At 70.2% G+C, this 20,877-nt stretch carries 19 protein-coding genes; 7 read left to right on the plus strand and 12 right to left on the minus strand.

The window, feature by feature from the left end; translation table 11 throughout:
- Nucleotides 1-35: 35 nt before the first annotated feature.
- Both G8A07_RS18710 and glp read left to right on the plus strand, forming a co-directional pair.
- The gene (locus G8A07_RS18710; RefSeq protein ID WP_249937051.1) at nt 36-575 is read left to right on the plus strand and encodes a GNAT family N-acetyltransferase; all 540 of its coding nucleotides are present in this window, start codon (nt 36-38) and stop codon (nt 573-575) included.
- A complete protein-coding gene (glp, locus tag G8A07_RS18715; protein ID WP_195793508.1) occupies nt 572-1,876 on the plus strand; it encodes a gephyrin-like molybdotransferase Glp in 1,305 nt (434 codons plus the stop codon). Before G8A07_RS18710 ends, glp begins: the two co-directional genes overlap by 4 nt.
- Nucleotides 1,877-1,927: 51 nt before the next feature.
- On the opposite strand, the gene G8A07_RS18720 is transcribed toward glp, so the two are convergent.
- Nucleotides 1,928-2,317, minus strand: a complete 390-nt coding sequence (locus G8A07_RS18720; protein WP_195793509.1) for a VOC family protein — start codon at nt 2,315-2,317, stop codon at nt 1,928-1,930.
- A 1-nt stretch (nt 2,318) separates the two neighbouring features.
- Complete coding sequence (locus G8A07_RS18725; RefSeq protein ID WP_371816381.1) at nt 2,319-2,990, minus strand: DJ-1/PfpI family protein; 672 nt, start codon at nt 2,988-2,990, stop codon at nt 2,319-2,321.
- Nucleotides 2,991-3,112: 122 nt separating this feature from the next.
- Here G8A07_RS18725 and G8A07_RS18730 point away from each other — a divergent pair, with 122 nt between their 5' ends.
- The 4 genes from G8A07_RS18730 (at nt 3,113) to G8A07_RS18745 (ending at nt 9,584) form a co-directional block, all read left to right on the plus strand.
- Nucleotides 3,113-4,315, plus strand: coding sequence for an esterase-like activity of phytase family protein (locus tag G8A07_RS18730; protein ID WP_195793511.1), 1,203 nt, complete (start codon nt 3,113-3,115; stop codon nt 4,313-4,315).
- A gap of 73 nt (nt 4,316-4,388) precedes the next feature.
- Complete coding sequence (gene mfd, locus G8A07_RS18735) at nt 4,389-7,856, plus strand: transcription-repair coupling factor (protein ID WP_195793512.1); 3,468 nt, start codon at nt 4,389-4,391, stop codon at nt 7,854-7,856.
- 14 nt (nt 7,857-7,870) lie between these two features.
- A complete protein-coding gene (gene serB / locus G8A07_RS18740; RefSeq protein ID WP_195793513.1) occupies nt 7,871-8,575 on the plus strand; it encodes a phosphoserine phosphatase SerB in 705 nt (234 codons plus the stop codon).
- A 151-nt stretch (nt 8,576-8,726) separates the two neighbouring features.
- The gene (locus G8A07_RS18745) at nt 8,727-9,584 is read left to right on the plus strand and encodes a PEP-CTERM sorting domain-containing protein (RefSeq protein ID WP_195793514.1); all 858 of its coding nucleotides are present in this window, start codon (nt 8,727-8,729) and stop codon (nt 9,582-9,584) included.
- On the opposite strand, the gene G8A07_RS18750 is transcribed toward G8A07_RS18745, so the two are convergent.
- From G8A07_RS18750 to G8A07_RS18785, 8 genes are all read right to left on the minus strand, one after another.
- Complete coding sequence (locus G8A07_RS18750; protein ID WP_195793515.1) at nt 9,568-10,314, minus strand: hypothetical protein; 747 nt, start codon at nt 10,312-10,314, stop codon at nt 9,568-9,570. The two genes, G8A07_RS18745 and G8A07_RS18750, sit on opposite strands and share 17 nt — an antisense overlap.
- Nucleotides 10,311-11,177 carry a PEP-CTERM sorting domain-containing protein gene (locus tag G8A07_RS18755; RefSeq protein ID WP_195793516.1) on the minus strand — a complete coding sequence of 289 codons (867 nt, stop codon included), beginning with the start codon at nt 11,175-11,177 and terminating at the stop codon, nt 10,311-10,313. The genes G8A07_RS18750 and G8A07_RS18755 overlap by 4 nt, the downstream gene beginning before the upstream one ends.
- Nucleotides 11,178-11,219: 42 nt before the next feature.
- Entirely contained in the window at nt 11,220-12,947 is a 1,728-nt protein-coding gene (locus G8A07_RS18760; RefSeq protein ID WP_195793517.1) for an alkaline phosphatase, read from the minus strand.
- Nucleotides 12,948-13,080: 133 nt separating this feature from the next.
- Nucleotides 13,081-13,587 carry a ribonuclease E activity regulator RraA gene (gene rraA, locus G8A07_RS18765; RefSeq protein WP_195793518.1) on the minus strand — a complete coding sequence of 169 codons (507 nt, stop codon included), beginning with the start codon at nt 13,585-13,587 and terminating at the stop codon, nt 13,081-13,083.
- 158 nt (nt 13,588-13,745) lie between these two features.
- On the minus strand, nt 13,746-13,985 hold the full coding sequence (locus tag G8A07_RS18770; RefSeq protein ID WP_195793519.1) for an RNA-binding S4 domain-containing protein: 240 nt from the start codon (nt 13,983-13,985) through the stop codon (nt 13,746-13,748).
- Nucleotides 13,978-15,723 (minus strand): thiamine pyrophosphate-binding protein, encoded by a 1,746-nt coding sequence (locus tag G8A07_RS18775; RefSeq protein ID WP_195793520.1) that lies wholly within the window; start codon nt 15,721-15,723, stop codon nt 13,978-13,980. The genes G8A07_RS18770 and G8A07_RS18775 overlap by 8 nt, the downstream gene beginning before the upstream one ends.
- Before the next feature lie 109 nt (nt 15,724-15,832).
- Nucleotides 15,833-16,384, minus strand: a complete 552-nt coding sequence (locus tag G8A07_RS18780) for a hypothetical protein (RefSeq protein ID WP_195793521.1) — start codon at nt 16,382-16,384, stop codon at nt 15,833-15,835.
- A 48-nt stretch (nt 16,385-16,432) separates the two neighbouring features.
- Complete coding sequence (locus tag G8A07_RS18785) at nt 16,433-17,692, minus strand: MFS transporter (RefSeq protein WP_195793522.1); 1,260 nt, start codon at nt 17,690-17,692, stop codon at nt 16,433-16,435.
- Nucleotides 17,693-17,762: 70 nt separating this feature from the next.
- Between G8A07_RS18785 and G8A07_RS18790 the strand changes: the two genes are divergently transcribed.
- Nucleotides 17,763-18,599, plus strand: coding sequence for a helix-turn-helix domain-containing protein (locus G8A07_RS18790; RefSeq protein WP_195793523.1), 837 nt, complete (start codon nt 17,763-17,765; stop codon nt 18,597-18,599).
- A 21-nt stretch (nt 18,600-18,620) separates the two neighbouring features.
- On the opposite strand, the gene G8A07_RS18795 is transcribed toward G8A07_RS18790, so the two are convergent.
- A complete protein-coding gene (locus tag G8A07_RS18795) occupies nt 18,621-20,162 on the minus strand; it encodes a methyl-accepting chemotaxis protein (RefSeq protein WP_195793524.1) in 1,542 nt (513 codons plus the stop codon).
- A gap of 59 nt (nt 20,163-20,221) precedes the next feature.
- Nucleotides 20,222-20,698, minus strand: a complete 477-nt coding sequence (locus G8A07_RS18800; RefSeq protein ID WP_195793525.1) for a cache domain-containing protein — start codon at nt 20,696-20,698, stop codon at nt 20,222-20,224.
- Nucleotides 20,699-20,877: the final 179 nt, after the last annotated feature.

The following is a 20,877-nucleotide window of genomic DNA, read 5'->3' on the forward strand; positions in this document are numbered from 1 at the left end:
CCCCCGTGCATCTTCCGCCTCGCCTGCCACCCCGCTTGTTGCCTGGCTGCGAGCTGCGCCTGCTGCGCGAGGAGCAGCTGCCCGACTACAAGGCCCTGCGCGACCGCATGCTGGCCGGCCATGACGAGGCCTTCACCTCCGACGCCGCCACCGAGCTGGCGCGCTCGGCCGAGAGCTACCGCAGCCGCATCAGCCAGGGCCCGGGCGGCGCCTGCCTGTTCACCCTGACCGCCTGGCTGGACGGCACGCTGATCGGCGCGGTCAGCTGCGAGCGCGAGCCGCGCCAGAAGGTGCGCCACACCGCCCATCTGATCGGCATGATGGTGGACGACCCGGTCCAGGGTCGCGGCATCGGCCGCGCGCTGCTGCATGCGGCGCTGCGCCTGCTGGAGCAGGAGGATGGCATCGAGCTGGTCACGCTCAGCGTCACCAGCAGCAACCGCGGCGCGGTCGCGCTGTACGAATCGATGGGTTTTCGCCGCTACGGCTGCCTGCCGCGGGCGCTCAAGCTGGCCGACGGCCGCACGCTCGACAAGGATCTGATGTGCCTGGATCTGCAGCACCCCGCCCGATGAAGGAAGAACACCGCCTCGACCAGATCGCCGCCGCCCTGCCCGGCTACGACGCGCAGGCGCTGCGGGTCGAGCTGGCCCAGGCCGCGATCGCGCGCCTGCTGGCGCCGCTGGCCGCGCGGCTCGGCAACGAGACCCTGCCGCTGCGCGAGGCCCTGGGCCGCTGCCTGGCGGCCGAGCTGGTCTCGCCACTGGACGTGCCGGCCTTCGACAACTCCGCGATGGACGGCTATGCGCTGGCCGCCGCCTCGCTGCAGACGGAGGGCACGCCGACCCGGCTCGCGATCGCCGGCCGCAGCCTCGCCGGCCAGGGCCCGGCCGCGGCGCTGCAGCCGGGCCATTGCCTGCGCATCATGACCGGCGCGCCGATGCCGCCCGGCGCCGACACCGTGGTGCCGCAGGAGCTGGTGACGCGCCCGGACGAGGCGAGCATCCTGATCCCGCCGGGTCTGCTGCGCCCGGGTGCGAACCGGCGCCGCGCCGGCGAGGACCTGGCGCGCGGCCAGGGCGCGCTACGCGCCGGCCAGCGCCTGCGCGCGGCCGAGATCGGCCTGCTCGCCTCACTGGGCCTGGCCGAGGTGACGGTGCGCCGGCGCCCGCGCGTGGCCCTGCTGTCCACCGGCGACGAGCTCTGCCCGCCGGGCCGGCCGCTGCCGCCGGGCGGCGTCTACGACAGCAACCGCCACACCCTGTGGAGCCTGCTGCAGGCCCTGCCGGTCGAGGTGCTGGACCTGGGGCCGGTGCGCGACGATCCGGCCGCGCTGCGCGCCGCCTTTGCCGAGGCGGCGGCGCGCGCCGATGTCGTGCTCAGCACCGGTGGCGTCGGCGTCGGCGAGGCCGACCACACCAAGCGCGTGATGGCCGAGCTCGGCGAGGTGCTGTTCTGGCAGCTGGCGATGCGGCCGGGCCGGCCGCTGGCGGTGGGACGCATCGGCAGCGAAGCGGCAGGTCGGGCCCTGCTGCTGGGCCTGCCGGGCAATCCGGTGGCAGTGATGGTGGGCTTCTACGCCTTCGTGCGCCCGGCCCTGCTGGCCCTGGCCGGCACCGACCCCGCCCCGCCCTTGGCGCTGCGCGCCCGCAGCGCCGAGCCGCTGCGCAAGCGCGCGGGCCGCACCGAGTACCAGCGCGGCATCGTCGAGCGCGGCGAAGACGGCGATTGGTGGGTGCGCAGCACCGGCAGCCAGGGCTCGGGCATCCTGTCCAGCATGAGCCGCGCCAACGGCCTGATCCTGCTGGCCCATGAACGCGGCGAGGTGGCGCGCGGCGACTGGGTCGAGGTGCTGCCCTTCGAGGGGCTCAATTAACTCGTGCTGAGGCCCCCATCGACGTAGAAACCGGCACGCGCCGCACCGAATCTACTCCGCCGCGGCCGCGACCTGCAGCTGGAACACATTGCCCTCCGGATCATGGCCGTCGCAGACGCGCCGGCCCTGGAATACCCACTCATGCGCCGGCGGGTCGAGCACGCCGCCCAGCGCCGCGGCCTGCGCCCGCGCGGCCGCCAGGTCCGGCACCAGCAGGCACAGCTTCAGCGGCGTCTCCTCGCGCCGCTCGGGCGGCACGCTGATCTCGATGCCCGCCGCGATCGCGGCCGGGATTTCCACCAGCACCAGCTGGAAGGCCCCGGATTGCAGCACCGTGTAGTCGCTGTCCCGCTCGACGACGGGCAGACCCACCACCTCCGCGTAGAAGCGGCTCATGCGCGCCAGATCCTTGGCGTAGACGACCGCAGCGGCCTGCAGCATCTCAGCCGCCCGCGGCATGGATGATCGCGCCGTTGGCCGCGCGCCAGTCGTAGTCCATCTGCCGCGCGGTGCGGCGCGCCAGCTCGACGCCGGCCAGCTCCGCGACCAGGTGCAGCGACAGGTCGATGCCGGCCGAGATGCCGGCCGAGCTGAACAGGCGGCAGCGCCCGCCATGGTGCACCCAGGGCCGCGCCTCGACCCAGCGCTGGTTCGCCAGCACCTTCAGCAGCGAGCCGGAGGCCAGCGAGGCGCTGCGCAGATCGTCCAGGTCTTCCCAATGGGTGATGGCCTCGCGCTCGTTCAGGAGCCCGGCCTGCTCCAGCAGGAAGGCGCCGGTGCAGATCGAGGCCAGCACCTTCAGTTGCAGGCTCTGCGCGATCAGCCAGTCGCCCAGGCCCGGGCGCTGCAGCTCGGCCGTCACCACGCCGCCCGGCACGATCAGCAGGTCCAGCGGCGGGGCCGCGCGAAAGCCATGCTGCGGCGTGACCGAGAGACCGCCGCGCGCCCGCACCGGGGTCACGTCCGGCCCCAGGGTCGCCACCTCGAAGGGTGGCTCGGCCGCGCCGTCGCGCAGCGCCAGCCGCGCGGCGGTGGAGAAGACCTCGAAGGGGCCGGCGAAATCCAGCACCTCCACCTCGTCGAACAGATAGATCCCGACCTTGATCGTCGCCATCGGCATGCCCCAGAACTGTTGGCGCCAGCATAGCCGCAAGCCGCACCGCGCGCGGATTCCGTCATGGCCCTGACATCGGCGACAAAAACAATGCGCCCTTTTCCTTGCTGTCATCCACCGCCATGCCCGTTTCATCCCCCATCCGCACCCGCCAGCCGCGCGCCACCGCCCTTGCCCTTCTCCTCCTCGCCTCCGGCCTGCTGCTGAGCGCCTGCGGCGGCGGTGATGATGACGACAAGCCGGCCGAGCCGGAGATCAGCGTCGCCAGCCTGCGCCTGATCGGCCAGCAGGTGCTGCCGCGCCGCCTGGTCTTTCAGGACACGGTGGTCGGCGGCCTTTCGGGCATCGACTACGACGCCAAGAGCGACAGCTATGTGCTGATCAGCGACGACCGCACCACCGGCGACTCGCCCAACGCGCCGCGCCTGTACACCGCCAAGCTGAGCTTCGACGCCAACCAGTTCAGCGGCGTGCAGTTCCTCTCGACCATCAAGCTCAAGCAGCCCGATGGCAGCGACTATCCCAAGGTGCCGGACATCAAGGTCGCGGACCCCGAAGCCGTGCGCATCGACCCGGTCAACGGCAACTATGTCTGGGTCAGCGAGGGCGAGCGCACCCTGGGCACGCCAAACCGCCTGATCCAGCCCTTCATCCGCGAGGTCAACGCCCAGGGCCAGCACCAGCGCGAATACACCCTGCCGGCGATGTTCCAGATGAACGCCGGCGACAGCGGCCCGCGCCACAACGCGGTGTTCGAGGGCCTGAGCTTCACGCCGGACGGCCGCAGCGCGGTGGTGCTGATGGAGGGCCCGCTGTTGCAGGACGGCGCCGCGCCCAGCCTAACGGCCGGCGCCCAGTCGCGCATCACCGTGTTCGACCGCGCCAGCGGCCAGGCCACGGCCCAGTACGCCTACCCGGTCGAGAAGGTGCAGGCCACGCCGGTGCCGGCCAACAACTTCAGCGTCAGCGGCGCCACCGAGATCCTGGCGCTCAGCGCCACGCGCTTCCTGGTGCTGGAGCGCAGCTTCTCGGTCGGCGTGGTCGGCAACCAGGTGCGGCTCTATGAAATCGACACCGCCAAGGCCAGCAATGTGCTGAGCGCCGCCAACCTGGCGGGCGCGACGCCGGTGACCAAGCGCCTGGTGCTGGACTTCGAAACCTTGAAGACCACGCTTGGCGGCATCGCGAATCTGGAAGGCCTGAGCTTCGGCCCGAAGCTGGCCAACGGCAAGCGCTCGCTGGTGGTGGTGGCCGACGACAACTTCCCCACCGCCGATTCGCCCACCGATCGCAACCAGATCCTGGTGTTCGAGATCCAGCCCTGACTTCAGGCGCGCCGCCGGCGCTTGCCTACAATGCCGACAGCCCCGCCTTGGGGCTGTTGTCGTTTCTGAAGCCATGCAGCTGCCCCTGATCGCCCCCGGAAAGAAATTCAATCAGCCGCGCCCGCCCGGCTCGGCCGATGCGCTGCTGCTGGCCCGCTATTGCCGCCAGCAGCTGGCCGCCGGCCGGCTGACCGCCATCGTCACCGCCGAGCCGGCCGACACGCAGCGGCTGGAGGACGAGCTGAAGTTCTTCGCGCCGGAGCTGCGCGTGGCCGTCTTCCCCGATTGGGAGACCCTGCCCTACGACACCTTCAGCCCGCACCAGGACCTGATCTCCGAGCGCCTGGCCACCCTGTGGCGCCTGCTGCAGGGCCAGGGCAAGCCGGTGGCCGAGCGCGAGGTCGACGTGGTGCTGCTGCCCGCCAGCACCGCCCTGGTGCGCCTGGCGCCCGCCAGCTTCCTGGCCGCCACCACCTTCAATTTCAAGCAGAAGCAGCGCCTGGACGAGGCCTCGCTGAAGAGCCAGCTGACCCTGGGCGGCTACACCCATGTCAGCCAGGTCGTGTCGCCCGGCGAATACGCGGTACGCGGCGGCCTGATCGACCTGTTCCCGATGGGCTCGCCGGTGCCCTACCGCGTGGACCTGTTCGGCGACGAGGTCGATTCGATCCGCACCTTCGACCCCGACAGCCAGCGCAGCCTCTACCCGGTGCCCGAGGTACGGCTGCTGCCGGGCCGCGAGTTCCCGATGGACGAGGCGGCGCGCCAGGCCTTCCGCGCACGCTGGCGCGAGAAGATGGACGGCGACCCGACAAGATCGCGCATTTACAAGGACATGGCCCAGGGCATCGCGACCGCGGGCATCGAGTTCTATCTGCCGATCTTCTTCGAGCAGACCGCGTCGATCTTCGATTTCGTCGGCGCTGACGCCGCGCTGGCCCTGCATGGCGAGGTGGATGAGGCGCTGAGCCGCTTCTGGACCGATACGCGCGAGCGCCATCGCTTCCTGCAGCATGACCCTGAGCGGCCGATCCTGCCGCCCGAGGAGATCTTCCTGAAGGTGGAGGAGTTCTTCGGCCTGACGCATCCGCACCCGGTCCTGGCCTTGCGCGGCAACGAGCCGGTGGACTATGCGCGGCCGTTGCCCGATGTCTCGGTCGAGCGCGGCGCGCAGGAACCGCTGGCGCGCCTGGCCGCGCATCTGCAGTCAACCCCGCACCGCGTGCTGCTGCTGGCCGAGAGCGAGGGCCGGCGCGAGAGCCTGCTGGAGCTGCTGCGCGACAACAGGATCGACCCGCCCTCGGTCAAGGACCTGGCCGAGTTCGAGGCCGACACCAGCGAGAAATTCGCGATCACCGCCGCGCCGCTTGCCGCCGGCTTCTTCTGGCATGAACCGGAGGATGGCCGGGCTATCCAGCTGTTCACCGAGACCGAACTCTTTGCGACCACGCCGACCACGCGCCGGCGGCGCAAGCAGGAGCAGGTCAGCGACGTCAATGCGCTGATCAAGGACCTGTCCGAGCTGAAGGTCGGCGATCCGGTGGTGCACAGCAACCATGGCATCGGCCGCTACCAGGGCCTGATCAATATCGACCTGGGCGACGGTGCTTCGGAGTTCCTCCACCTGGAATATGCCGACAAGGCCACGCTCTATGTGCCGGTGGCCCAGCTGCACCTGATCAGCCGCTACACCGGCGTCAGCGCCGAGGAAGCGCCGCTGCACAAGCTGGGTTCCGGCCAGTGGGAGAAGGCCAAGCGCAAGGCGGCCGAGCAGGTGCGCGACACCGCGGCCGAGTTGCTGAACCTCTACGCCCGCCGCGCCGCGCGCGAGGGCTTTGCCTTCCGCTACTCGCCGCACGACTACGAGGCCTTCGCCGCCAGTTTCGGCTTCGAGGAGACGCCCGACCAGCGCGCCGCGATCCATGCGGTGATCCAGGACATGATCAGCCCGAAGCCGATGGACCGCCTGGTCTGCGGCGATGTGGGCTTCGGCAAGACCGAGGTGGCGCTGCGTGCCGCCTTTGTCGCGGTGATGGGCGGCAAGCAGGTCGCCCTGCTGGCGCCGACCACCCTGCTGGCCGAGCAGCATTACCAGAACATCGCGGACCGCTTCGGCAAATGGCCGGTCAAGGTGGCCGAGATGAGCCGCTTCCGCTCGGCCAAGGAGATCAAGGTCGCGATGGAGGGCCTGGCCGACGGCTCGATCGACATCGTGATCGGCACCCACAAGCTGATCTCGGGCGACGTCAGGTTCAAGCGCCTGGGCCTGATGATCATCGACGAGGAACACCGCTTCGGCGTGCGCCACAAGGAGGCGATGAAGGCGATGCGCGCCGAGGTCGACGTGCTGACCCTGACCGCCACGCCGATCCCGCGCACCCTGGGCATGGCGCTGGAAGGCCTGCGCGACCTCAGCGTGATCGCCACCGCGCCGCAGCGCCGCCTGGCGATCAAGACCTTTGTGCGCACCGAAATGAGCGGCGTGATCCGCGAGGCGGTGCTGCGCGAGTTGAAACGCGGCGGCCAGGTCTACTTCCTGCACAACGAGGTCGAGACTATCGAGAACCGCAAGCAAAAGCTCGAGGAGCTGCTGCCGGAGGCGCGCATCGTCGTCGCCCATGGTCAGATGCCCGAGCGCGAGCTGGAGCGGGTGATGCGCGAGTTCGTCGGCGGCAAGCACAACGTCCTGCTGTGCTCGACCATCATCGAGACCGGCATCGACGTGCCGAGCGCCAACACCATCATCATCAGCCGCGCCGACAAGTTCGGCCTGGCCCAGCTGCACCAGCTGCGCGGCCGCGTCGGCCGTTCGCACCATCAGGCTTATGCCTATCTGATGGTGCCCGATGTGGAGGGGCTGACCAAGCAGGCCGCCCAGCGCCTGGAAGCGATCCAGGCCATGGAGGAGCTGGGCTCGGGCTTTTACCTCGCCATGCACGACCTGGAGATCCGCGGCGCCGGCGAGGTGCTGGGCGAGAACCAGAGCGGCAACATGATGGAGGTGGGCTTCCAGCTCTACAACGACATGCTGTCGCAGGCCGTGCGCGACCTGAAGGCCGGCCGCGAGCCGGACCTGCTCAGCCCCCTGTCCGCCACCACCGAGATCAATCTGCATGCCCCGGCCCTGCTGCCCGACGCCTATTGCGGCGATGTGCACCAGCGCCTGTCGCTCTACAAGCGCCTGGCCACGGCCGAGAAGAGCGAGCAGATCGACGCAATGCTGGAGGAGATCACCGACCGCTTCGGCAAGCTGCCGGCGCAGGGGCAGACCCTGTTCGACACGCACCGCCTGCGCGTGCTGGCCAAGCCCTATGGCGTCTTGAAGATCGACGCCGCGCCGACCGTGATGAACATCAACTTCCGCCCGAATCCGCCGATCGACGCGATGCGCGTGATCGAGCTGGTGCAGAAGAACCGCAACATCAAGCTGGTCGGCAACGACAAGCTGCGCATCGACAAGGCGCTGTCCGACCCCAAGGACCGCGCACAAGCCATCCGCGAGGTGCTGCGGCTCCTCGGCCAACCGATCAAGCAGGACTGACGAAGACACACGCCATGCAAGACCCGACCCTCGTGATCCAGGGCTTCACGCCCCCGCTGCGACTGGCCGATTTCCGCATCGCGGCCTTCGACATGGACTCGACCCTGATCAATATCGAATGCATCGACGAGATCGCCGCCGCCGCGGGCCGCAAGACCGAGGTCGCCGCGATCACCGAGGCGGCGATGCGCGGCGAGATCACCGACTTCAAGGACAGCCTGCGTCGCCGCCTGGCGCTGCTCAAGGGCGTGCCGAAATCGGCGCTGGAGCAGGTCCTGTTGACGAGGCTGCAGTTCAACCCCGGTGCGCGCGAGCTCTGCGCCGCGCTGAAGGCCGCCGGATGCAAGCTGGTGCTGGTCTCGGGCGGCTTCACCTTCTTCACCCGCTTCGTCGCGGCCGAGCTGGGCATGGACTACGTGCGCAGCAACGAGCTGGAGTTCGACGCGCAGGGCGCGCTGACCGGCGGCCTGGTGATGCAGCCCTGGGGCGAGATCTGCGACGGCGAGGAGAAGCGCCGCATGCTGCTGGCCTGCTGCGCCGAGATCGGCGCGGACGCGAAGACCCAGGCGATCGCGGTCGGCGACGGCGCCAACGACCTCTTGATGATGGGTGCCGCCGCGCTGTCGGTGGCCTACCACGCCAAGCCCAAGGTGCGGGAGCAGGCGATGGTCGCGATCAACGAGGGCGGTCTGGATCGGCTGCTGACGCTGCTGCGCTGATCGCATGCCCGTTTGACAGGGGTTTGACGAGGGTCAGGTTTTGCCTGCCGGACTCCCCCGAGCTCGGGGGAGGCAGGTAGCCGCGCCGGGGGGCGGCGCCGTAGACTCGCGCGACTTCGACACGCCCCGTCATCACGAATCGCCCTCGCCCATGTTCACCAGCACCTCGTTTTTCCGCGCCCTCGCCTGCAGCGGCGCCATGCTCCTCGGCGCCACCCCGGCCCTGGCCACGGGGCCGGTCCTGCAAGGCACGCTGAACCTGGGCCCGGTGCAGACCGGGCAGCAGACACTCGACCTCGGTGCCAGCCTGCCGCGCCTGCCCGGCTTTCAGCTGAGCACGGTCAGCCTGAGCTTCAGCATCGCGGCGCACGATGGCTTCGAGTCCACCGGCGCGCCGCTCTACGGCGACTACGCGACCCTCGACGTGCAGCTCGGCTCGCGCTGTCAGGGCGTGGCGGGCTTCATCTGCAGCGATCTGCGCCTGACGCAGCAGCGCGAGGCCGTCGATGTCTTCAACCAGGCCTGGCAGCGCATCAGCGCCCGCGTCGGCATGGTCAGCGCCAGTGCCGACAACCTGGGCGACCGGCGCGAACTCTCCCGCGCCGAGCTGGGCCGGACCTACGACGGCACCGAGGAGTCCTACTCGCGCACCGTGTTCGGCTACGAGTACCCGCCCGACGGCCCGCCCGTCGAGCTGTGGGAGACGCAGTTTCGCAGCTACGAGCGCTACACCCAGCACGCGATGAGCTTCGTCGGCCAGTCGGATCCCACCCGCATCACGCTGAGCCTGGACGCCGGCAGCCTGGCCGCGCTGTCCGCAAGCGGCCTGCTGAGCTATGAGCTCGCCACCGAGCATGCCTTCTACCGGCCCACGCTGAGCCTGAGCTACACGGGCCTGGTCAGCAGCGTGCCCGAGCCCTCCGGCTACGCGCTGATGGCCGCCGGCCTGGGCCTGCTGGCGCTGCGCCGCCGGCGGCCGGGCCGGCCCGGATTCAGTCGCCCACGCTGACGCGCACCCGGTCGATCGCCAGGCCATGGTCGTAGCCATGGTTGTTCAGCTGGCCCCAGCGCAGCCACAGGGTCTGGCCGGGCTGCCAGCCCGGCGTCGCGAGCGGGCCGCCGAGCTCGCGGCTGGCAGCGGGGCTGCGGCCGTCCAGCGGGGTGCCAGTGTCGGAACCCAGTTCCGGCGAGGGCGAGTCGAAATCGAAGCCGCTGCCGGGTCGCGTCCAGCGCTCGACCAGGTCGATGCGCTCGCCGATGCCGTACTCGAACACCAGGGTGTTGACATCGTCGCTGGCCGCCTGGCGCCATTGCTGGCCCTGGAAGGCCAGCTTCAGGCGCGCGATCTCGGCGCTGCCGGCATGGCGCAGGGCCAGTGCGATATAGCCGGCCTGGCCGCCCGCCACCGGGGTGCCGAAGTAGAAGCCGCCGGAGCCCAGGGCGCCGAGCGCGCGGTCGCGCTCGCCGGGGCGGCCGTAGCTGTAGAAGCTGCCGCTGGACAGCCGGCCGTCATCGACGCGCAGGGTCGGCGTGACCAGCGGCTGCTCGACGAAGTTGAACAAGAACCAGCCCGGCAGGGTCTGGTTGTCGACCCAGCGCGCGCTGGCGCCGCTGGCCGGCAGCGCGTCGAAGCCCTGCTCGTAGCGAAAGCGCCCCTGCGCATCCGGCGCCACCGGCACCTGGGCCCGGGCGGTCACGACCAACAGCAGGCTCGACAGCAGCAAACCGGCCCGCCTCATGCGCGCCCTCCGCGGCGGCGCTGCAGCGCCAGCAGGCCCAGCAGGCCGAGCGACAGCAGCGCATAGCCGGCCGGCTCGGGCACGGCGCTCACCGCACCGGTCACCAGCACGTTGTCGATCGCCAGGCCATGGTCGAAGCCGGCGCTGTTGTAGTCGACCCAGGTCAGCCACAGGGTCTGGCCCGGCTGCCAGTCCAGCGCGATGTCGCCGCCCAGGGCCACGACGCCGTCGGCATTGCCGTCGTTGGCGCGGCCCGCACCGGTCGTGCTGTTCTTCAGCTGCGAGTTGAACTTGAAGGCGCTGCCCGGGTTCTGCCAGTTCTGCACCGCGGCGAAGGTCTCGCCGAAGCCGAAGCGGAAGTCCAGCGTGTCGCTGGTGGCGTTCTTCTCGCCGACGCGCCATTGCTCGGCCTCCCACATCACGCTGACGCCGTTCAGCGCGACGCCGCTGTCGTTGCGCAGCGCCAGCGCCACATAGCCGGAGATCGCGTTCTCGGCCGGGCTGCCGAAGTAGGCGCCGCCCGAGCCCACCGAGCCCAGCGCGCGGTCGCCATCGCCGTTGTGGCCATAGCTGTAGAAATAGCCGCCGGCCTCGCCGCCGGCGCTGGCACGGTAATAGCTGATCGTCGCGGCCTTCTGCGCATTGAACAGCGACCAGCCGGCCAGGGTGCTGTCATTGGCCCAGGCGCGGTTGGCGGAGGTCGAGTTGGCCGAGGACAGGCTATTGAAGTCCTGCAGGTATTCGAAGCTCTTGAACTGGCCGGAGGCATCCGGCTTCAGCTCGATGCCGACGGCGGCCTGTGCGGTGGCGGCGAGGCCGGCGAGCAGCGCGGCGCCCAGCAGCGCGTGAGTGATGGTCTTCATCAGGTTCTCTCTCTCTTTTCTCTATCTCTGAGGGGATGGGATTCAGACCGGCAGCAGGCGATGCTGTCCCGGCAGCACCTGCCGGCTGGCGCCCAGCCAGCGGCGGTAGTCGCGCGACTCGACGCTGTCGACGAAATGCCAGTCGGCGCGGCAGGCGCCGGGCGTCGCGCTCAGCACCATGAAGCCGCGGTGCGCGGTCTCGGCGTAGCGCAGGTTCGGGCAGTTGGCCAGGAACCATTGCTCCATCTGCGCCGGCGTGTCGGTCAGGCGCGAGCTCTCCAGACCCGGCGAGCTGACACCCGGCGTCGCGAACTCGACGCCGGCATGGCGGCCCTGCGCATCGAGCAGCTCGTCGGCCCAGGCGTTGTGGGTGTCGCCGGCCAGCGAGACGAGGTTGCGTCCCAGCTGCTGCGCGGCGGCCAGCAGCTCGGCGCGCTCCGCGCCATAGCCGTCCCAGGCGTCCAGGTTCTCCGGCACCCAGGGCTGGGCCAGGATGTAGCGCTCCGAGCGGCTCAGCTGCGCGCCGGCCGCGGCGCGGGCCTGCAGCGCGCCATGGCCGTTGAAGGAGATCTGGCCCAGCGCGATCGAGGCCGGCAGCCGCGTCTCGGCCATGCGCACCTGCTGGCCCAGCACCTGCCAGGTGGCGCGCGAGGCGGTGAGCTGGCCCTTCAGCCAGTCCATCTGCGTGCGGCCCAGCAGCTGGCGACCCGGCGCGTTGACCGCGGCGTCCAGCGCCGCGCCGTCGATGCCCTCGGGCGTCAGGTAGCTGGTATGGGCCAGCTGCTTGCTGCGCGCCAGCAGCCGGGTCTCCAGCATATGCAGCGACAGCAGGCGGCCCCAGTCGAAGGAGCGGTAGATGCGCGCCGGCTCGGCGGGGTCCGGCAGCCGCGTCGGCAGCCATTCGTGATAAGCCTTCAGCGCGGCGCTCTGGCGTGCGGCGAAGCTGCCCTCGCTGCCCTCGGTATGGTTGGCCGCGCCGCCCAGATAGGTATTGTTGGCAAGCTCATGGTCGTCCCAGACCGCGATCAGCGGCAGCGCCGCGCTCAGCACCTGCAGGTCCGGGTCGCTGCGGTACTGGGCATAGCGCTGGCGGTAGTCGGCCAGGCTCACGCATTCGCGGTCCGGCAGCACCTGGCGGCCCAGCGCCGCGGCATTGGCCGAGGCATAGCCGCTGCGGTCGTATTCGTAGATGAAGTCGCCCAGGTGCAGGGCCGCATCGAGCTCCTCGCTCATGCGCGCGGCCTCGGCATAGGCATGGAACAGGCCGGCCGGATAGTTGGAGCAGGAGAACACCGCCAGCCGGACCCGCTCGACGGCGGCATCGCCCGCCGGCAGGGTGCGCGCGCGGCCGACCACCGAGCGCTGACCGCCACAGCTGAAGCGGTAGTGGTAGCGGGTGCCGGGCTGCAGGCCGGTGACGTCCACCTTGACCGTGAAGTCGCGCGCGGCGCTGGTCGGCGCCAGACCGCTGCGCAGGATACGGGCGAAGCCGGGGTCGGTCGAGATCTCCCAGAATACGCGCGGGTTCGCGTCGCCACTGGCCGTCACGCGGGTCCAGATGATCAGCCGGTCGGCCAGCGGATCGCCGCTGGCCACGCCATGGGCGAAGGCATAGCTGGCGGCGCGCGCCGGCAGGCCCAGCAGGCCGGCCGAGCCGGCCACGGCCGCGCCGCCCAGGCCGCCGAGGAAGTCACGGCGGCGCGGCGCGCCGAGGTGGACGGAAGAGAAAGAAGAAGGGGCGGGGGGTACGGGGGTTTCGGGAGCGCTCATCGACAATCCGGCACAGTGGCAACAACACTGCGCGGGACTGTAGGGAGCGAGTTTTACCGGGCGCGGATGGTCCGTTGGGGCCGGGATGATCCGTTCGGACCCAGTTGCGCGAAGCGCGCATCCGCTGTGCGCATCACGGCTTGTGCAGGGGCGCGCCGCCGATCACGGTGCCGTCCTCGTCGGCATAAAGCCAGTCGCCCGGCCGCACCCAGACACCGCCGCCGATCTGCAGCGCGATGCCGGCGACGCCCTGGCCGCGCCGCTCGGTCGGCAGCGGCACATGGCCCAGCGCCAGGATGCCGAGTTCGGCCTCGCGCAGCTCGGCCAGGTCGCGCACGCAGCCATGGATCAGCAGGCCGGCCCAGCCGTTCTTCGCCGCGGCGGCGGCCAGATTGCCGCCCAGCAGCGCGCGCTTCATCGAGGCGCCGCCGTCCACCACCAGCACCCGGCCCTGCCCCGCCTCGGTCTCGACCAGGCTCTTCAGCAGCGAGTTGTCCTCCAGGCAGCGCAGGGTCGCCACCGGCCCGGCGAAATCGAGATGGCCGCCGTAATGGCGGTACAGCCCGCCGGGTAGCACGCGGACCTGCCCGCTGTCGTCGCCCTTGTGTTCGTCGCAGAGATCGCAGGTGGAGAACTTCATGATGGCGTGATCTTTCGTCTCAGTGCTCTGCGCCGTTCAGCGGCTATCGCGACGCAAGAAACCAACCGAGCCAAGCAGCGTCCGAGGCTCCGGCTTTGCCGGGCCTGCGGGCGCGCCCCCTAGAGGGGGCCGGCGAAGCCGGTAGGGGGTGGTCCATATCAATCCTGGTGAGGGTCGGGGAGGACGCGGATCCTCACGTCCTGGCATTGCACCACCTGGCCGGCGCGGATCTTGGCGGTCTTGCGGCTCTCGGGCCGGCCGTCGACGCGCACCAGGCCCTCGGTGATCATCATGCGCGCCTGGCCGCCGCTGTCCGCCAGGCCGGTGGCCTTCAGCAGCTTGTCCAGCTCGATGTACTCGCCGCGCAGTTCGAAGTCGATGTTGCTTGCACTACTCATCGGCGGATTGTCCCAGACGCTGTCTGGCGGCCGCACGGATCGCGCTCAGCGTGCTCCGGCTGGTCGAGACATCGGCATCGAGCTTCAGATGGATCAGGCTCGGCCCGTCGGCCGCCAGCGCGGCGCGCAGCGCCGGCTCGAAACCCGCGGTAGCGTCGACCCGCTGCGCCTGCCAGCCATAGGCCCGCGCCAGCGCCGCGAAGTCGGGGTTGAATAGATCGCTGCCCGAGACCCGGCCCGGGTACTCGCGCTCCTGGTGCATGCGGATCGTGCCGTAGGTGCCGTTGTCGACGACGATCGAGATCAGCTTCCTTGCGCCGTAGCCGGTGGCGGTGGCCAGCTCCTGGCCGCTCATCAGGAAGTCGCCGTCGCCGGCGATATTGACCGCCCAGCGGCCCGGTTCGAGCAGCGCAGCGGCCACGGCCGCCGGCACGCCATAGCCCATCGCGCCCGAGGTCGGCGCCAACTGGTTGCGCCCGACCTGGTGCAGGGCCGGGTAGCGGTGATAGCGGTGCAGCCAGCCGCTGTAGTTGCCGGCGCCGTTGGTGTAGATCGTGTCCTCGGGCATCAGCCGGTCCAGGGTCTTGATCACCCGGGCCAGGTCCAGCGGCTCGACCGGCGGGGCCTCGTGGTTGGCCTGGTAGTCGGCCTGGGCCTGACGGGTCCAGTCGGCCCAGGCGGGCTCTCGCTCGGGCGGCGCAAGGCCGGCCAGCGCCGGGGCCGCGCAGGCCATGCTGGCGTTGATCAGCAGATCGGCCGCATAGACCCGCCCCAGCTCCTCCGCTCCCGCATGGATATGCACCAGCTGCTGCGCGGGCCGCGGCGCCTGCAGCAGGGTGTAACCGCCGGTGGTCATCTCACCCAGGCGCGGCCCGAGCGCGAGGATCAGGTCGGCCTCCTTGATGCGCGCGGCCAGCTTCGGATTGATGCCGATGCCGACATCGCCGGCATAGAGCTCATGGCGGTTGTCGAACAGGTCCTGGAAGCGGAAGGCACAGCCCACCGGCAGGCGCCAGCTCTCGGCGAAGCGCTGCAGCGCGGCGCAGGCCTCTGGCGTCCAGCCACCGCCGCCGGCGATCACGAAGGGGCGCCGCGCCGCCAGCAGGCGTTCGCGCAGCGCGGCCAGCGCGGCCGGCGCGGGCCAGGCCAGCGCCGGCTCGGCACGCGGCAGCACCGGCGCCGTGGTCGCGCGGGTCAGCATGTCCTCCGGCAGCACCAGCACCACCGGCCCGGGCCGGCCCTGCAGCGCGGTATGGAAGGCGCGCGCGACATACTCGGGCAGGCGGTCCGCGTCCTGCACCTCGCCGACCCATTTGGCGAAGCCCAGGGTGCCGGGGCCGAACATCTGGCGATAGTCCAGTTCCTGGAAGGCTTCGCGGTCGCGCTGGTCGCTGGCCACCTGGCCGATGAAGAGGATCATCGGCGTCGAATCCTGGAAGGCCGTGTGCAGCCCGATGCTGGCATTGGTCGCCCCCGGCCCGCGCGTCACGAAGCAGATGCCGGGCCGCCCGGTCAGCTTGCCCTGCGCCTCGGCCATGAAGGCCGCCCCGCCCTCCTGGCGGCAGGCGATGAAGCGGATGCCCCGGTCGCGATGCTCGTGGAAGCCGTCGAGCACGGCGAGATAGCTCTCGCCGGGGACGCCGAAGACATCGGTCACGCCTTGGGCGATCAGGGCTTCGACGAGGGCATGGCCGGCAAGCCGGGCATCGGATCCACGGGGTTGGCTGCTGCTCTTCATGCCCGCCGACTGTAGCGCTCACCTGCCCCGAAAAGGTATCGCACCTGCGGGATCAGGGAAGACCACAGGGCGCATCTTGAGCTGCCGCAAGATTGGCGAGGAAGCTTCGCTACTTGACCTGCCCCGCCTTGCAGGTCGGCGATTCGATCTCGTAGCCCAGCCAGAGATACAGATGGGTTTTCTGCCTTTTCCGGCCGGACGCCGGCTCCAGCAGATGGACACCCTCCGAGCTGGTGCACAAACTCGCCCGGCTCTTGCCCCCATGACGGTCGCTCGCCTCCAGTTGCCCGTCTCGCCCATTGCGCACCCGGCTCGGTTGACCCCATGCGGCGATGCCGATGAAGGGCATGTCGGTCCATTCGCGCGGGACTGGCACCCGGTACAGCAGTGGCTCGACGCCCGAAAGCTTGTTGATCGCAACGGCCTCGCCCTTGCCGACCGGCACCAGATCCGCGGCCCGCAAATGCTTGCAGCAGACCGGACGCGACTCCGCATCCGGGTACTGAACCAGCAGCGTCGCACTCGGATCTGGCCGCTTGGCCGTGATCAGCAGGGCCTTGCCCTCCCCGTCCATCTTGAGGATGCCGTACTCCGCCGCCGACGCGCCAGCACAGGCAGCAGCCCAGAGCAAGACCGTTGCCAGGAGCCGTTCAATGCTCATCAGGACCAGTGAGGTACATCGCTGATCGAGGCATGCGGCGGCTCAAGCTCAGGCCGCCGCCGCGCGCCGCATATTGACGACACGCAAACCGACCAACCCCGCCGAAGCGATCCCCAAGCCCAGCGCCAGGGCCGAGCCGGCGAAAACGCCGGAGGCATAGCCGCGGTCCAGCAGCGCGCCGAAGATCGGGGCGGCCAGCGCGAAGCCGACGTCCAGGCCCGAGTAGACGGTGCCGTAGACCCGGCCGGTGGCGCCGGGAGGCGCGGCGCGCTTGATCAGCATGTCGCGCGAGGGGCCGGCCAAGCCGGTGCCGAAGCCGGCCAGCGCGGTCGCGGCGGCGGCCACCAGCGGCGGCAGGATGCCACTGGCGGTCAGCAACAGCAGCACGGCGGCGGCGGCCATCGCGGCGGCGATGGTGCGCTCCAGACGCTCGACCTTGGCCACCAGGAAGCCGCCCAGCACCATGCCGGCCGCGCCGCACAGCATGTAGCCGGTCACGACATAGGCGGTGATCGACAGCGGCAGGCCGTACATCTTGCCCAGGGCCGGGCTGGCGAAGCTCTGGATCGCGCTCAGGGCCGCGGTGGTGAAGAAGAAGAAGCTGAAGCACAGCCAGACCGAGGGCAGGCGCAGGAAGGCCATCGGGTGCTCCTGCTTGGCGCCGGGCGCCGGCTTGGCATGGCCCCAGGAACCCTGGCGGTCGTCGATCGCCTCGCGCTGCCAGAACAGCAGCAGCAGCACCGCCAGCGCCACCAGGCCGGTGCCCAGATAGGCATAGCGCCAATGGCCGGTGGCCTGCGCAATGCCGATCGAGAACACCGGCGCCAGCGCCCAGCCGAGGTTGCCGGTGATGCCGTGCACCGAGAAGGCATGGCCCAGGCGTGGCTGCGAGACGCGCTTGTTCAGGATCGTGAAATCGACCGGGTGGAAGGGTGCGTTGCCCAGGCCGGCCAGCGCGGCGGCCAGCATCAGCCCGCTGAAGCCGGTGGCGGTGCCGGCCGCGATCGAGGCCAGCACGAAGCTGGCCAGCGCCGCGAACAGCACCGGCCGCGCGCCGGTGCGGTCAACCAGGAAGCCGGCCAGCGCCTGGCCGACGCCGGAGATCACGAAGAAGGTCGTGACCAGCAGGCCCAGCTCCGAATAGCTGAAGCCGAACTCCTGGCGGAAGGCCGGGAACAGCGGCACCAGCAACATGTGGAAGAAATGCGAGGTGCCATGGGCCAGGCCGATCAGGCTGATCGTGCCGTAGTCGCGCCGGGCCTGGTCGCGCGGCTCGCTAGGGAGCGGGAGTGAGGACGTTGTATTCATGGGGCCAATGTAGGCGGGCCCGCCCCGGCAGAGTTACGATAGATGGACAAGCTCTATCGAATTTCCGCCAATGAGCAAAACCGCTGCCGCCGCGGCCAGCCCGCATCGCACCAGCCTGCCGCCCGCCGACCCGCGCCGCTATGCGCCAACGCCGGAGCGGCCCCTGCGCGGCAAGGCGCGGCTGATGGAGAACCAGATGGACATCCAGCCGCACCATCACGAATGGGGCCAGCTGGTGTTCTCGATCAGCGGCGCGGTGCGGGTCAGCACCAGCGCGCACACCTACATCGTGCCGCCCTCGCGCGCGGTCTGGATCCCGCGCCGCGTCGTGCATGCGGTCTCGGCGATCGAGCGCGCCCATCTGCGCACCCTCTACCTGCACAGCCGCCTGACCGATGGCGACGCGACCTGGTCGCACAGCCGGGTGCTGGAGGTCTCGCCGCTGCTGCGCGAGCTGGTGTTGCAGCTGCCGCTCGACCCGGAAGCCCCGCCCGCCACCCCGGCCGAGCGCGAACGCGAGCGCTGCATCACCCATCTGGTGGTCGACGAACTGGGCCGCGCGCGCAGCCTGCGACTGGGCGTGGCGCTGCCGCAGGACAAGAGGCTGCGGCGCTTGTGCGAGGCGATGATCGCAGCGCCAGCGCGGCACCAGGCGTTGGCCGACTGGGCCGCCGAGGTCGGCGCCAGCGAACGCACGGTCTCGCGCCTGTTCCGCGAGCAGCTGGGCACCGGCTATGCGCAATGGCGCACCCAGGTGCTGCTGGCCCATGCGCTGTCGATGGCGGCCAAGCAGAAGCCGATGAGCCATATCGCCGCCGAGCTGGGCTATGCCAGCGCCAGCGCCTTCAGCGCGATGGTGACGCGCACCGTCGGCATGCCGCCGAGCCGCTTCTTCGCCGAGGCCTGAGGGCGCCCCGTCGCCCGGGATTCAGGTCGACGCGAGCCGGAACGCCCCCACCACCGCATTCAGCGCCTGGGTCTGCGCGATCAGGCTCTCGGTGACCGCCGTCGACTGCTCGACCAGGGCCGCGTTCTGCTGCGTCATCTGGTCGACCTGGGCCACCGAGGTGTTGATGTCGACGATGCCCTTGCTCTGCTGCTCGGCGCCGGCGCTGATCGAGGCGATCTGCTCGGTCACCGACTGCACGCTGCGCACCAGCTCGTTCATGGTCTGGCCGGTGTCCTGCACCAGCGCCACGCCGGACTCCACCGTCTGCACGCTGGCATTGACCAGCGCCGCGATCTCCTTGGCCGCCGAGGCCGCGCGCTGCGCCAGCGCGCGCACCTCGCCGGCGACGACGGCGAAGCCCTTGCCCTGTTCGCCGGCACGCGCCGCCTCGACCGCTGCATTGAGCGCCAGCAGATTGGTCTGGAAGGCGATCGCATCGATCATGCCGATGATGTCGCCGATCTTGTGCGAGCTCACCCGGATGCCGCCCATGGTCTCGACCACGCGCTTGACCATGTCGCCGCCGCGCTGCGCCACATCGGCCGCCGAGCGGGCGAGCTGGGTCGCCTCGGCGGCCGCGTCGGCGCTCTGCCGCACATGGGCCGTCAGCTGCTCCATCGAGGAGCTGCTGGCCTGCAGATGCCCGGCGGTCTGCTCGGTGCGCGAGCTCAGGTCGCGGGTGCCGCCGGCAATCTCGGAGGCCGAGGTCAGGATCGAATCGGAGGAGCTGCGCACCCGCTCCATCGATTGCGCCAGCCGCGCCACCATGCTCTCCAGGCGGCGGCGCAGCTCGCCCATCTCGTCGCGATCCTCGCAGGCTGGCCAGGCCCGCAGGTCGCCCTGGGCCACCGCGTCGGCGCGGCTCTCGACGGCGCGGATCTCGCGCAGGATCCGGCGCAACATCCAGATCGAGCACAGCACTGCGCCCACCCCCACCACAGCGGCCAGCAGCAGCAGGCCCCAGAAGGCGCGCCGGCCCTGGTCCAGCATCGCCTGGCGATCGAGGTCGCCCTGCTCGTCCATGCGCTGCACGATGCCCGCCACCGCCTCGCTCAGCTTGGCAAAGCTGGCCTCCGCGCCCTGCAGGGCCGCCACGCCCAGATTGGGGTCGACGCCCGCCATGTCGATCGCCTCGTCCGACTGCTTCACATAGCGGCCCAGCAGCGCGTCCGTCTCGCTCATCAGCTGGCGGATGCGCTCGTCCTGCCCGACCGCCAGATCGGCACCGCGCAAGACCTGGCGCACCGCCGCCACCTGCTCGGACAGGGCCGCGCGCTCCTTCTTGATCTCGGCGTCGTTCAGCGAGCTGGTCAGCGCCACCGTCCTGAACACCCGCCCGTGGATCACGCCGATGCGGGTCTGCGCGGCGCTGAGGGACTTGAACAGGTCCATCTGCTTGTCCACCAGCGCCGCCTGCTGCACCTCCTGCTGCTGGCGCTGCCAGGCGCCCAGCTGCGAGGCCAGGAACATCGCGGCGACGGTCAGCGCCGGGGCAAGGATGAGCTTGGTCTTGATCTTCATTCTTGTTCACCTCCCTGATCAAGCGACCCGACATGCTGCCCAGGGCAGCAGGGGGCGGGCTAAGCCGGCTTGTAGACACCGCCGCAGACGGCGGTGTCATTCAGCCGCTCGCAATACATGCGCTTGGGCTCGACCTTCTTGGTGGTCGGGTTGGTGAACTTGTAGTCCTGCCAGAAGGTTCCCTTGCTCTTGGCCAGGTCAACCCGCTCCTTGACGAAGGGCTTGCCGTCCACGTCCTTCAGCTCGATCAGGTTCTTGCCCACCATGCGATCGTTGGCGCCATGCGCCTTGACGACGCCCTCGAGGTCGTAGACCACGACGTACAGGTCGCGGTCGATGTACTGCGGCGACTTGGCGGTGATCTCCGCATAGACCGGGTCCTTGCCCTGCGACTTGATCGCCTGCACGGTCTTCTTGACCATCGCCACCGCCTGCTCGGGGGTGGCTTTCGCCTCGTCGGCCTGGGCCGTGCCCGGCACCACCAGCGCCACGCAGGCGGCGACGAATACGGAGGAAAGTCTGCAAAGGTCTCTCATGACAGCTCCCTGATTCAGAAGAAGTAGTGATCGCGACCGATGCACGCCCTGGCTGGCAGGCGCTCTGCCCTGTTACCGCACAGTGCATGCCGGTCGATTAGAGCCGATGCGATGGCGGCTCAGCAAGTGCCCGGATCGACCCGGCGCGCGCGGGCCCAGGGCATATCCCCCGCGGCCGA

The sequence above is a fragment of the Roseateles sp. DAIF2 genome (assembly GCF_015624425.1).
Classification (GTDB): Bacteria; Pseudomonadota; Gammaproteobacteria; order Burkholderiales; family Burkholderiaceae_C; genus Kinneretia.